This is a genomic window from Methylacidiphilum kamchatkense Kam1, from assembly GCF_007475525.1.
GTDB lineage: Bacteria > Verrucomicrobiota > Verrucomicrobiia > Methylacidiphilales > Methylacidiphilaceae > Methylacidiphilum > Methylacidiphilum kamchatkense.
This window is the reverse complement of record NZ_CP037899.1, coordinates 1,988,826-2,001,802: the sequence shown is the minus strand read 5'-3', so window position 1 is coordinate 2,001,802 and position 12,977 is coordinate 1,988,826. Positions and strand designations below refer to the sequence as shown.

8 protein-coding genes are annotated in these 12,977 nt (G+C 40.9%); 4 read left to right on the top strand and 4 right to left on the bottom strand.

Going from position 1 to position 12,977, the window contains the following annotated elements; translation table 11 throughout:
- Window positions 1–85: 85 nt before the first annotated feature.
- Entirely contained in the window at window positions 86–2,269 is a 2,184-nt protein-coding gene (locus kam1_RS09205) for a thioredoxin domain-containing protein (RefSeq protein ID WP_143958409.1), read from the bottom strand.
- Between the two features lie 159 nt (window positions 2,270–2,428).
- Here kam1_RS09205 and kam1_RS09200 point away from each other — a divergent pair, with 159 nt between their 5' ends.
- Both kam1_RS09200 and kam1_RS09195 read left to right on the top strand, forming a co-directional pair.
- Window positions 2,429–3,235, top strand: a complete 807-nt coding sequence (locus kam1_RS09200; protein ID WP_039720849.1) for a hypothetical protein — start codon at window positions 2,429–2,431, stop codon at window positions 3,233–3,235.
- On the top strand, window positions 3,162–3,995 hold the full coding sequence (locus kam1_RS09195) for a lipid-binding SYLF domain-containing protein (RefSeq protein WP_244946056.1): 834 nt from the start codon (window positions 3,162–3,164) through the stop codon (window positions 3,993–3,995). Before kam1_RS09200 ends, kam1_RS09195 begins: the two co-directional genes overlap by 74 nt.
- A gap of 19 nt (window positions 3,996–4,014) precedes the next feature.
- Here the strand turns inward: kam1_RS09195 and kam1_RS09190 are convergent, their stop codons facing one another.
- Window positions 4,015–5,319 (bottom strand): sensor histidine kinase, encoded by a 1,305-nt coding sequence (locus kam1_RS09190; RefSeq protein ID WP_039720851.1) that lies wholly within the window; start codon window positions 5,317–5,319, stop codon window positions 4,015–4,017.
- A gap of 52 nt (window positions 5,320–5,371) precedes the next feature.
- Complete coding sequence (locus kam1_RS09185; RefSeq protein WP_039720852.1) at window positions 5,372–6,076, bottom strand: response regulator; 705 nt, start codon at window positions 6,074–6,076, stop codon at window positions 5,372–5,374.
- A gap of 308 nt (window positions 6,077–6,384) precedes the next feature.
- Between kam1_RS09185 and gyrB the strand changes: the two genes are divergently transcribed.
- A complete protein-coding gene (gene gyrB, locus kam1_RS09180; RefSeq protein WP_039720853.1) occupies window positions 6,385–8,907 on the top strand; it encodes a DNA topoisomerase (ATP-hydrolyzing) subunit B in 2,523 nt (840 codons plus the stop codon).
- 31 nt (window positions 8,908–8,938) lie between these two features.
- Entirely contained in the window at window positions 8,939–11,566 is a 2,628-nt protein-coding gene (gene gyrA, locus kam1_RS09175; protein WP_143958408.1) for a DNA gyrase subunit A, read from the top strand.
- 282 nt (window positions 11,567–11,848) lie between these two features.
- On the opposite strand, the gene kam1_RS09170 is transcribed toward gyrA, so the two are convergent.
- A complete protein-coding gene (locus tag kam1_RS09170; protein WP_052250412.1) occupies window positions 11,849–12,829 on the bottom strand; it encodes an L-threonylcarbamoyladenylate synthase in 981 nt (326 codons plus the stop codon).
- Between the last annotated feature and the right edge of the window lie 148 nt (window positions 12,830–12,977).

Below are 12,977 nucleotides of genomic sequence, written 5' to 3'. Positions count from 1 at the left end.
GTTTTAAGACAAAATGCGATCATGGGAAAAAGCGCTAAAAGGCAGTAGCTAACGGCCTTATCATAGAAAAGGGACTCGTAGATAATCAATCTAAAGAGGGAAGATAATCCTTTTCTAAAAATAAAGTGGCATGAGATTTAAGGAGCTCTATTGCCTTTTCAGGCTCGGTCTGTGGCAAGCTACACTGGCCTCTTGCACAGATATAGGCAACAGGATATCCTGGATAAACTGAAAGAAGATTAGAATAAAAATCTATAGATTTGAAAGTTCTGGGCACTCCTTGGCGAGGATCAAGAACTAAAAAGATCCGATTCGGAATGAGCACACTGGATAAGGCATTGTAGAAGGCTCTTGTTTTTAAGTCATCTTTTTCTCCCACAAGAATAATTTCGACGGGTGAAACTGAGTATTCCAAATAAACTCCTAGGAAATAAGGCAATGCGGTTGGAAATCTTTCTAAGATAGGCCATGCGCTGTTAAACAATTCTTCTAGCCTTTTTTTCCATTTTTCTTCTCCGGTTATACTGAAGAGCTTCAAGAGAGCGTATGCCGATAAAGAAAGAGTCGCAGGTTCTGCTCCATCATATTCTTCTCTTGTTTGAATGATCGTTGCCGCCGTTTCTATGGCTCTAGAAAGATATTGATGTCTGTAGGGATCAGCAAATTTTTCTTCGAGCAGCTCTTGAAACACTTTTGCTTGCAGCAGCCATTTTTCATCTTGATCGGCTTCGAAAAGGTCAAGTAGGGAGGCGGCAAGAGAAGCATAGTCGGAAGCAAAGCCAGGGATAGATCCTCTGCCTTGGCGATATATACGGTAAAGGATTTTATTATCAGGATCCCAAAGATGCTCGAGAATAAAATTTGCTGTTTTTTTAGCTTCGTTTAAATATCGACTGTCAGCTAATACCATGTAAGCCTTTGCCAGAGCAGAAATCGCATAACCATTCCAAGCAGTAATGATTTTATCGTCTAAAAAAGGCTTAGGTCGTTTCAACCTGGCTTCTTTTAGGGCAGTTTTTGCTTTTAAAACAAGAGCTTTAGTTTCTTCTATTGGCATTTTGAGCTCTTCGGCTAACGCAGAAAGTGGTTTAGAAAAAAAGAGCATGTTCTTTGACCGCATTGATGGCTCAGATCCTAATCCTTCTGAAAGATTGCCTTGATCGGTGGCCCCAAAGAATGAAGCTAATACGTTACTTCGTTCTTTACCTGTCACCCCCTCGAGAATTTGTTCAAGTTCTTCCATAGTCCACAAATAATAAGCTCCTTCAGCTTTTTCTCCCGAAGAAGTTAGGCTGTCAGCATCTTCGGCAGAATAAAAACCACCAGCAGGATTATAGAGATGGCTAAAAAGATATTCGAAAATAGCAGTGGCCGTTTCTTTGAAAAGAGAGTCATTAGTTATTTGGAAAGCTTCCAAATAGGCTATAGCTAGATGGGCTTGATCATAGAGCATTTTTTCAAAATGTGGTAGTCGCCACTGTGCATCTACTGAATACCTGTGAAATCCTCCTTCCAGAATATCATGGATACCTCCGCAAGCCATTTTTTGAAGAGTAAAAAGGGCCATCCTCATAGCCTTATTTTGGAGGGGTTCTGGGAGTTCTTTGAAGGAACCAGCCCTAAATAAAAAATAGAAAAGGCTAGGACGTGGAAATTTCGGAGGAGGAGAAAAGCCGCCATGTACGCTATCAAAATTCGCCCAAAGTTGTTCTACTGTTTTTCTTGCTATTTGTGTTAAATTTGGCTGGCTTTCAGTTTCTATAGAACAAAGGATACTTTCCCGCATTTTATTAAGTATTTCCTGACCCTGTTGTTGAAGAGCCGATCGGTGAGATTGCCAAAGATTGGCAATTTTTTTAAGCAAATCAATAAAGCCAGGTCGTCCCCATTTACTTTCTAGAGGGAAATAGGTGCCGCCAAAAAATGGCTCTAAGTCTGGTGTCAACCAGACACTCATAGGCCATCCTCCCTGTCCACAAAAAGCCTGGACAAATTCCATGTAGAACTGATCAATATCAGGCCTTTCTTCTCGATCTACTTTTACTGGTATAAAAAAAGCATTGAGCAGTTCAGCAACTATTGGATTTTCAAAAGATTCTTTAGCCATCACATGACACCAATGACAGGTTGAATAGCCAACAGATAGAAAAATTGGCCTGTTGAGTTCCTTTGCTTTTTGGATAGTTGCTTCCGTCCATGGCTGCCATTGGACAGGGTTGTGGGCATGTTGGAGTAAGTAAGGACTTTTTTCTTTGCTTAGAGTATTCATGAATGAGTGTCAGTTGAAAAAGAACAGTTCTTAGAAACCAAAAATCAGTTCTTTATTTTTTAATATCTTCGGATAATTCTATTAGAAAGTCAATTTTCCCAAACTATCTGTTCAAAGAGGAGCTACATTTTAGATTTGAAAAAGAGAGGGAGGATAAGAATGGCTTGGCGGATCGATCGCCTCTCTTTATTTTCCTTTCTGTTCCTATGGATACCTCTTCTTGCCTTGACCAATGGAAAAGAAAAAAAGAGAGGGGAACTTTTTTTGACAGCAAGCCAAGCGGAGCTCATAGGAAAAAAAATCTGGGAAAATGAGTCTGGTGGAAAAGTATCCGGGTTACTGGCATGGAATGTGGGCGAGGATTTCGCTTCTTTGGGTATATGTCATTTTATATGGTACCCAGCCGGAAAGAAAGGTCCTTTTGAAGAAAGCTTCCCTCGCTTCTTAGAGTTTGCCCTTGAGAATGGAGCTAAGCTGCCTAGGTGGTTGACTCCTCAGTCCAATTGCCCTTGGTCTACGCGCGCGATTTTTTATGCTGCGGAAGGAGGAAGGCAGATGGAGGAATTAAAGCTTTTTTTATTAGATACTATTCCTCTTCAGATTCAGTTTGCGATTCTGAAGCTAAAAAATGCTTTGCCCAAAATGTTGGCGCTGAGTCCTGCAAACGAAAAGAAAAAAGTGGAAGAGAATTTTATTTTGCTTTCTCAATCTCCAAGGGGGGTATACGCTTTGATAGATTATGTGAATTTTAAAGGGGATGGAACTTGGCCTACCGAGAGGTATAAAGGGAAAGGATGGGGTCTTTTACAAGTTCTAGAAGAAATGGATGGGGGCGATCCGGTCGATGCATTTTGTCAGGCTGCTGAAAATGTGCTAAAGAGAAGAGTAAAAAATGCACCTCCTAGCCGTCATGAGGAAAGATGGCTCGCAGGCTGGATCAACCGCATTGAAACTTACCGTCATTAATTCCATCAAGGTCATGATAGTGTTAAACAAGGGAAGACAAAAGACAAAGACCTTTTTTTGGTCGATCTTTTGGAGTCTTTTGTTATTAGCCTTTTCTATTCAAAAGCTTTGTGCATGGAACCTTGAAAAAAAAATTGATCAAGTGGTGCCTCTTATTCAAATGATGAAAAATCGCTATAAGGATAATGTTCCAGAACCGATCTTTCAAGAGGCAAAAGGCATAGGGTTTATCAGTCTCTACCAGGCTAGCTTATTCATGAAAGAAAGGCAAGGAGTCGGATTAATTATAGTTCGGCTTCCTGAAGGACGTTGGTCAGGCCCATTGGCAGTAAAGGTATCTGGATGGGACTTGGGACTCAGCGTCGGTTTCCTATCTGCGGATCTATTGTTGGTGATCAATACCCAGGAAACAATTGATTTGCTAATCAAGGGGACCAAATGCAATATTGGAGTTGGGCAGAGTGCTCAACCGGGATTAGTCGAATTAACAGAAGACCAAGCCATTTCTCCGACTGCTGCCGTTTATGTCTATCTAATTTCTAAGAAAAAGTTGAAAGGGATTGCCATAGGCAATATTGATCTGGTAGCTGACCCCGAAACAAACTGGAAATATTATCAAACCAAATGCATACCTTATCAAATCCTTTCCGGAAGAATTGCCGTTCCTGAAAGTGGTCAGCGATTAATCCAGGCGCTCTTAGAGCCCTATCGAAGTTTGCCAGTAAAACCAGCAGAAAGGGTTGTAGCTTCTCCGCCCTAAGCTGCTTTGATTTTTTCTTCTAGCTAGCCGAAGGTGGCTTTTCTTGACGCATGGGAATTTCTATTTCCATTGTTGTTCCTTGGCCAAGGTTACTCTTTGCCCTGATTTTCCCTCCATGAAGTTCAACAATTTGCTTGGTGATCGAAAGGCCTAATCCCGTACCCCCTTCTGTATTCCTAGACTTGTCACCACGATAAAATCTATCGAAGATAAAAGGCAGGTCTTTTGGAGAAATGCCAATACCATTATCTGTAATTTTAAGAACAAAGTATGGATCATTTCTCTGCGCTTCAATGAACACTTTTCTAGGGGGAGAGGAGAATTTGACGGCATTATCAATCAAATTATAAACAGCTTGTTGGAACCAAAAAGGATCAACCTCTATGGGTGGCAAGTCTTTTTCAATAACCAGATTGACCTGACATTCTTTTTGCTGGAAAAGGGGATGGAGCTCTTGAAGGGTTTCTTCCAGGAGATCTTTTATTACGAAAGCGGAGGGCTCAATGATCAGTTTGCGTGATTCAAGCCTGGCCAAAAGCAAAAGATCTTCGATTAAAGCAGAAAGTCTAACGCAATGTTTTTTTAGAATTTCGTAAATCCTTTTAGTTTCCGCTTTTGATAGTTTCGGATTTTCTATTAAAGTTTCGACATATCCTTTAAAAATGGACAATGAAGTCCGCAGCTCATGGCTCACATTAATTATAAATTCTTTTCTTGCCTCTTCGAATTTTCTTCTTTCCGTAATATCACGGAAGACGAGAACCATTATATTACTCGCTATTTCTGTATTTTCATTCACCACAGGAACAGCATCCACAACAAAATATCCAGTTAAATTGCTGCTATTGTCTATTCCAAGAACTTCCTGCGATAGGGGTTTTTGATTTTCAAATGCCTTTTCGATGATCCGTTCAACTTCGGGTAATTGGATCAATTCAAGAAGTTTTTTGCCTTGAGGATTGGTCGTTAAGCCTAAGATGTTTTTGAAAGAGTCATTGGCTAATTTTATGAAATGATTGCGGTCAATTATAGCGATGCCTTCGGTCATCGATTTTAAAATAGTATTTAAATTAATTTCTTCTTCTTTGGATGTGCGTATAAGAGAGTGAAATTCATTTGAGATAGCTTCAAGATTCCTCGATATCGCTGAGAGGGATGGATCTCCAGAAAGCAAAAAAGAAGAGGGGATCTGTTTATTCCTTATAGATTGGGTAATTTTTTCTATTTTCCGAATTTTAGAGAGCCAAAAGTTCTGTCGAAGAATAAAGAGAGTAAGGAAGACTCCGGTTAAAACAAAAACAAAACTGAGAGTAAGCCAAAGCATAATCCTAATGAAGTGCTAAAAACTGATCAAACAAGCAAAGAGCACAACAGCCTTAAGTTGTTTTTTTATACCTATAACCAATGCCTCTAACTGTTCTAAGAAATTGCGACGCTCTCCCAAGCTTGTCTCTGAGCCTTCGGATATGGGTGTCGATCGTACGCGTATCAATAGTCTTTTCGTATCCCCAGACTTCCTTAAGCAATTGTTCTCGGGTTTGGACTGTCCCTTCTTTTTCCATCAGAGTAGAAAGCAGCCGGAATTCAATAGGAGTCAGCTCAATTCTTCTCTTTTTATAGTAAGCAACTTTATCAATCGGATCGAGTCTGATTTGATCGTCATGTTCGGCTTGCCCAACGGGGCTTTGGATTTCAAATCGTCTACGGAGGACGGACTGGATTCTTAAGATAAGTTCCCTAGGGCTGAATGGCTTGGCAATGTAATCATCTGCTCCCAACTCCAAGCCTAAGATTCTATCTGATGGATCAGACTTTGCTGTTAATATCACAATCGGGATAGCTGACGTATCGGGATCTTTTTTCAAGTACTTACAAACATCAATCCCAGAAAATTCAGGAATCATAAGATCGAGAACGATCAGATCTGGCAATTGTTTTCTAGTAACTCGAAGGGCTTCCATTCCTTCTTTTGCCACAACCGTTTCAAAGCCCTGAGCTTTAAGATGCATACAGATCAATTCCGACACATCTTCTTCGTCTTCGACTACTAGTATTTTTTTCTTTTTTTTATCCGTACCCATACTAACTATGTATGCGGTTCAAAATTAATCGAAACAAAAGGAAAAAAGAGATGTTCTTTGAAAGAATCTTCCGTTGGCATTAAAATATAAAAAACAATACATAATAAAGAGAAAAATGTATAAAAAACTCTTTTTTAAGATCGCTTTTTTTAAAGAAAATGTATAAGAACAATGCTGTATTAATTTTTTCCTTTAATTGAATGCAAATCTAGGTATATTAAAGAAGGCTTTCTTATCGATCTCTTTTTTCATTGAATTTTCTTAATGTTTATATTGTTTTTTTGCATTAAACCAATCGAACGAATACTATGTCGCTAGATTCTTCTGATCTTTCTACTTTGCCGAAAGTTGAAGTTGGCTACGATGCTTCCCAAATAGAAAAATTAGAGGGCTTGGAAGCTGTAAGGAAAAGGCCTGGGATGTACATTGGCCCTACCGATGAAAGAGGGTTGCATCATTGTGTCTTTGAAGTCCTTGATAATTCCATTGATGAGCATTTAGCTGGCTATTGTAGCCGGATTGAAGTGACCATCCATGTGGATGGGTCGATTTCCATTTTAGATAATGGCCGTGGCATTCCTGTGGAGCCGCATCCAAAGTTTAAGATCCCTGCTGTAGAATTGGTATTAACAAATCTCCATGCTGGTGGCAAGTTCAAACAAGGCGTCTATAAATATTCGGGGGGACTGCATGGGGTAGGAGCAAAATGCGTAAATGCATTGTCGGAATGGTTTAAAGTGGAAGTTTTCAGAGACGGCAAGGTCTACAGGATGGAGTTTCGAAGAGGGAAAACTTCTCGACCATTAGAGGTGGTTGGCAAAACCCAGAAGAGGGGAACGTTGATTACTTTCAAGCCAGACCCTGAAATATTTACAACGCTTGATTTTAAAACGGAGATTATTGCTAAAAGGCTTAGAGAGCTTGCCTTTCTTAATCCGGGACTTGAAATTTTGCTTCTGGATGAAAGGACCATTGATGGGTCTAAACCAAACACCTTTCGATTCTTTTTTAAAGAAGGAATTGTTGAGTTTGTATCTCAATTTACTCAAGATCTCAAACCGCTTTGTCCTAAGCCGATTGTTATTCAAAAACAAAAAGAGGATCTGATCCTTGATTGTGTGCTTCAGTATACGGAAGGCTATACGGAACAGATTTTTTGTTATACCAATGGTATTCCTAATCCTGATGGAGGAAGCCATCTTTCGGGCCTAAAAACAGCCCTTACCCGATCGATCAATCAATACGGAAAAGCTAATAATCTCTTTAAAGAGAAGGACCCTCCATTGAGTGGAGAAGATGTCCGAGAGGGATTAGTTTGCATTCTATCCTTAAAGCATCCCAATCCAAGTTTTGAATCGCAGACGAAAGTTAAACTTGTCTCCCCGGAAGTCGAAGGCTTAGTCGCCTCTCTTGTTTATGAGGGGATGATGAATTACTTGGAGTCCAACCCTCAAAGTGCAAGAAAAATCGTTGAGAAGGCATTGACGGCGGCTAGAGCCCGAGAAGCAGCTAAAAAGGCTAGGGAAGCAGTTCGTAAAACGGCTTTAAGCGGTGGTGGATTGCCTGGGAAACTAGCCGACTGTTCGGTAAGGAATCCGCAAGAAGCAGAACTTTTTATCGTCGAAGGTGATTCTGCTGGTGGATCAGCAAAGCAGGGCAGGAATAGGCAGTTTCAGGCTATTCTTCCTATTCGAGGAAAACTAATCAATGTAGAAAAAGCCCGCTTAGATAAGGTCCTTAATAATGAAGAGATCCAGACGATTATTACAGCAATTGGAACGGGAATTGGCGAGGGAGATGGTGAAGGGGCTTTTCTATTAGAGAGATTGAGGTATCACAAAATCATTTTGATGACAGATGCAGATGTAGATGGTTCACATATTCGCACCTTGCTTTTAACCTTTTTTTACCGACAAATGCCTGAGCTTATCCACCACGGTCATATTTATATTGCACAACCCCCACTGTATCTTATCGACAAAAAAAAGGAAGAACAATACGTCCAGAACGACGAGGAGCTTAATAGAATTTTGCTTGAGCAGGGAGTAAAAAATGTCGAGCTTTCTATTGTTGGGGAACACAAGGTCTTTTGTGGGGAGATCCTGCTCTTGTTGTTGTCGAAACTTGAAAAACTTAGTCAATTTTGCAAATATCTTGAACTTCATGGCGTGGACTTCGATTTATTGCTTTCTAAAAAGGATCCCCAAAGCGGCAAACTTCCTGAGCATATTATTCGGGTTTGGGAAAACAATCAGGAAAAACTTTTCTTTTTCTTTGATGATAGAGAGTTGGGTCGTTTTGCTGAAGAAAATCCAGATCTTTTGCTTTTTGAAGCGGCTGGGATAGAAAATGGAGCATCGACGGTTGATGCCTCTGAGCGGCATGGAGCAGATAGCAAGCGTCGTGCGGCCTATGTAGAACTATTTGAAAGTCCCATTATGATGAAGATCCTCGATGAGCTTGCACAGCTTGGGTTTGAAATCAAAAGCTACAGATCCAAAGAGCATCCTCTCTATAGAATGGTTGTTAAGAAAGGAGAGAAAGGGGAGAAGCTGCTCGATATTTTTTCAATTGGACAAATTTTGGATGTCGTAAAAGAAAATGGCAGAGAAGGAGTCGAAATCAAACGGTTTAAGGGACTTGGAGAAATGAATCCTAAGCAGCTCTATGAGACGACGATGGATCCTCAGAAAAGAAAATTGCTGAAGGTTGAGATTGCTGACGCTATTGAGGCTGAAAAAATATTCATCACTCTGATGGGCGAAGATGTTGAGCCAAGAAAACGTTTCATAGAAGAAAATGCTCTTCAGGTAAAAAATTTAGATATTTAAAAGAAAACAATTCTTAGACTGATGGAAACTTATGGCGCAGAATTCTGAAAACAACGAGCAACTATCAATCAGAGATAACTCATCTGTTCGGATGGTAGATGTATCCGAGGAGATGAAGAGTTGTTTTCTAGACTATGCGATGTCGGTGATTATTTCAAGGGCCTTACCGGATGTAAGAGATGGATTAAAACCTTCCCAGAGAAGAATTCTTTTTGCTATGCACGAGCTAGGGCTAGCGCCTAACCGCAAGCATTTAAAATGTGCAAAAATTGTGGGAGAAACAATGGGGAATTTTCATCCGCATGGGGATCAAGCTATCTATCCAACGCTTGTTCATATGGCTCAACCATGGGCAATGCGGGAAGTGCTGATCGATGGGCAAGGAAATTTTGGTTCCATTGAAGGCGATCCACCAGCAGCCATGAGGTATACTGAAGCCCGACTTTCTCCTGCTGGAGCTTTGCTCATGGCGGATATGGAGAAGGACACGGTTGATTTTGTTCCCAATTATGATGAAACGCAAATGGAGCCAGCAGTTTTTCCGGCTGCCTTCCCTAATTTAATCGTTAATGGAGGAACGGGAATTGCTGTAGGAATGGCTACCAATATTCCTCCCCATAACCTTTCTGAGACTATTGATGCGTTGGTTGCGTTGATTGATCAACCAGGTCTTTCTGCTGAAGATCTTCTCAAATACATCCAAGGCCCGGATTTTCCTACGGGGGGAGTTATCTTGGGTAAGGAAGGCATTGTCAGTTATTTTACCACTGGGAGAGGTAGCCTGAAAGTGAGAGGGGAAGTGCATTTTGAAGAGTTAAGAGGGGGCAAGTCGGCAATTGTTATCGACGAAATTCCTTATAATGTCAACAGGGCTTCTTTAGTTGAAAAGATTGGGGAACTCGTTAACCAAAAGATTATTCCAGAAATTGCGGATATAAGGGATGAATCCGACGAGAATACTCGGGTAGTGATAGAACTCAAAAGAGATGCCATACCAAAGGTTGTCATTAATAATCTCTACAAGCACACGCCCCTACAGACCACTTTTGCGGTCAATATGGTGGCAATTGATCGATTACGCCCCAAATCCCTCAATTTAAAAGAACTCCTTTTTTGTTACTTAGATCATAGGCATGATGTCATAGTCAGAAGAACCCGCTTTGATTTAAACAAGGCCTTGGAGAGAGCTGAAATCCTTGAAGGATTCTTGATCGCCTTAAGCCAGCTTGAAGATTTTATTCGATTGATAAGAGAATCAACGAATCGAGAAGAAGCTCGGAAAAAGCTTTTAGAACTAAAATTTTCAACCCGTTTACTTGAAACCCTTGGCATATTCATTGCCCAGGATAGAATAACAGAGGAGGGAGTCTATAGCCTGAGCCTAAGACAGGTAGAAGCTATTCTGGATTTGCGTCTTTATCAACTCACTGGGCTCGAAAGGGGGAAAATAGCCTCTGAATATGCAGAGTTGCTTGAAAAAATTGAGCAGTTTAAAGAGATTTTGGGAAGCGAAGAGAAAATTTGGGCTCTTATAAAGCAAGAGCTTCTGGCAGTCAAAGAGAAGTATGGTAATCCTAGAAAGACGAAGATTCTCCAAGAGGCAGGGGAAGTTAGTTTCGAAGACTTAGTGGCAAACCAGCGTGTGGTCATCACTCTGACGCATAATGGTTTTATTAAAAGAACCAATCTTGATAATTATAGGTCCCAAAGAAGAGGGGGAAGAGGGGTTGTGGGCATGGCGACCCAGGAAGTTGGCAAAGAAGAGGAACAAGATTTTGTCGAAAATCTGATCAATGCTTCCACTCATGATTATTTGCTCTTTTTCACTACCGATGGAAGGGTTTACATTCAGAGAGTATATGAGATTCCAGAAAAAGAAAGAGCGAGCAAAGGCAAAAACATAGTCAATTTCCTTGAATTAAAACCTACCGAAGAGATCGCTTCGATGTTGCGAATCGTTGCCAATTCCGAAGTTTCAGACTCAAGAGAGACTTCCTGGGACAAAAACGATTATATTTTTTTCTGTACCAAAAAAGGACGCGTAAAAAAGACGCCCGTTGCCGATTTTCAAAATATCCGAAAAGGTGGCATAACGGCAATTAGTATTGAGGAGAATGATAAACTGATCGATTGTATGTTTACCGATGGGCAAAAGGATATTGTTTTAATTACCAAAGAGGGGCAAAGCATAAGATTTTCAGAAACCCAGGTTCGTTCCATGGGTAGAAATGCTGCTGGAGTTATAGGAATTAATCTTCGAGAAGGGGACGAAGTGGTGGGAGCTGCTGTGGTAGATGAGAGAGCAACGTTGCTTGTTGTGGGAGAAAAGGGGATAGGGAAAAGAACTTCTTTTGAAGAATACCGTCGACAGAAGAGGGGAGGCTATGGAATAAAGACAATGAAAACCACAGAGAAGACAGGCAAAGTGGTATCGGCCAGAACCGTTTTCGAAGAAGATGAACTGATGCTATTGACGCTCAAAGGCAATGTTATCAGAATTAAAGTAAAAGATCTTCGAAAGACAGGCAGAAATACCCAAGGGGTACGACTTGTTCAGTTGGATAGCGATGATAAAGTCACCTCGATCGCTCGAGTAGTTCCTGAAAAGAGGAAGGTGAAGAGCCTTTGCTTCCTTAATTGCTTTGATACTGTTCCTTAAGACTTTCTCCTTCCCACACAGGGATCGAGAATAGTTTTAGGGTCAACGTTCTCCCAAGCGCCGTGTCTTTCCCTCTCCACAGGCTCAAGACCGTAGAACTTCATAGAACCAAATCCTTCAGGCTTCCAAATGGCATTCCTTTATGTCCCTATGGCCATACCACCAGGGACTTGGCCACTGCTTAGTGTTGACATTCTGCCAGAGAAGAAAGATGCAAATATATACCTGCATCTTAGATGATAGGAGGCAACAAGCTGCAAGATTGGTCTAAGGTGCTGTTTTCTATAGCGAGGGGGAGCCAGCTGCTTTTTTGATTCTTTCATTGATAGCTTTTCCTAAACCTTCCTCTGGCAGGAGTAACGCATAGATTTTTTCTATGTTGCTTTTGTCCAATTCTCGAAGCATTTGAAAAAAATTTGCGGCTGCTTCGATCAGTGATCTTTCTTTGGAAAGATTTTTGACAACTTTGAATCCTGTCGTGTCTTCTTTTCCCCAGAAAATCAAGCCAGCATTTTTTCTTTTCCAGTAGGGAATCTCTGAGAGGGAGGAGATAATTTCCACCGGGACTGAAGGAGCATAGTGTTTAGGGAATCGGCCAGGTGCTAGGTTCCATTCTGTATTGGGAGCAGGGACGGCCAATGGCCCTATTCTCTTTTCTATTTCCTCTCTAGGGATGGCACCATATCGGAGCAGCAAGGGAGGGTCATGGGTAAACGAAATGACTGTCGATTCAATACCCACTGGACATGGCCCTCCATCAAGAATTAAAGGAATCAGATGATTGAATTCTTCGAAGACGGCTTGTGCGGTCGTAGGACTAATTTTCCCAAATCTATTTGCACTAGGCGCTGCCAGTGGTCTGCCAAGTTTTTCGATCAGTTTTAGGGTTAGAGGATGTTTGGGTACCCTAAATCCGGCAAAAGGAAGCCCTGCCGAAACAATATCAGGAATCGAATCTTTTTTTTCTAAGACCAGAGTGAGGGGACCTGGCCAATACATCGTAGCAAGAAATCTAGCTGGTTCTGGAAGGTTCTGAACAAAGGAAAAAACTTGGCTTGCACAATAGCAGTGGACAATTACCGGATCTATTTTCGGCCTTTTTTTAAGTTCAAACAGTCGGGCTACAGCTTCGGAATTGAGAGCATCAGCAGCCAGGCCATAGACAGTTTCCGTAGGGATAGCAACAACTTCTCCTTTCTGCAAAAGTTCTATCGCCTTTTCGATTGCATTTTCTATTGGTAAAGCAGATCCTTGATTTTTCATTGGATAAATAAATAATGTGAATGCCTTCCCTTCTTCATCTAAAGGAACAACAGGGTGTATTGGTTAAAAAAGAACTAAAAAGTATAGATTTGATTCTACCTTTGGTCATATTTAAAAAGAAAGTCTTTTTAAGAAAAACCAAGAATAG

Coding starts and splice junctions, on each gene's coding strand:
- kam1_RS09190 (WP_039720851.1), bottom strand. CDS start 5,319: ATGCTTTGGCTTACTCTCAGTTTTGTTTTTGTTTTAACCGGAGTCTTC.
- kam1_RS09185 (WP_039720852.1), bottom strand. CDS start 6,076: ATGGGTACGGATAAAAAAAAGAAAAAAATACTAGTAGTCGAAGACGAA.
- kam1_RS09205 (WP_143958409.1), bottom strand. CDS start 2,269: ATGAATACTCTAAGCAAAGAAAAAAGTCCTTACTTACTCCAACATGCC.
- kam1_RS09195 (WP_244946056.1), top strand. CDS start 3,162: ATGCACCTCCTAGCCGTCATGAGGAAAGATGGCTCGCAGGCTGGATCA.
- kam1_RS09170 (WP_052250412.1), bottom strand. CDS start 12,829: ATGAAAAATCAAGGATCTGCTTTACCAATAGAAAATGCAATCGAAAAG.
- gyrB (WP_039720853.1), top strand. CDS start 6,385: ATGTCGCTAGATTCTTCTGATCTTTCTACTTTGCCGAAAGTTGAAGTT.
- gyrA (WP_143958408.1), top strand. CDS start 8,939: ATGGCGCAGAATTCTGAAAACAACGAGCAACTATCAATCAGAGATAAC.
- kam1_RS09200 (WP_039720849.1), top strand. CDS start 2,429: ATGGCTTGGCGGATCGATCGCCTCTCTTTATTTTCCTTTCTGTTCCTA.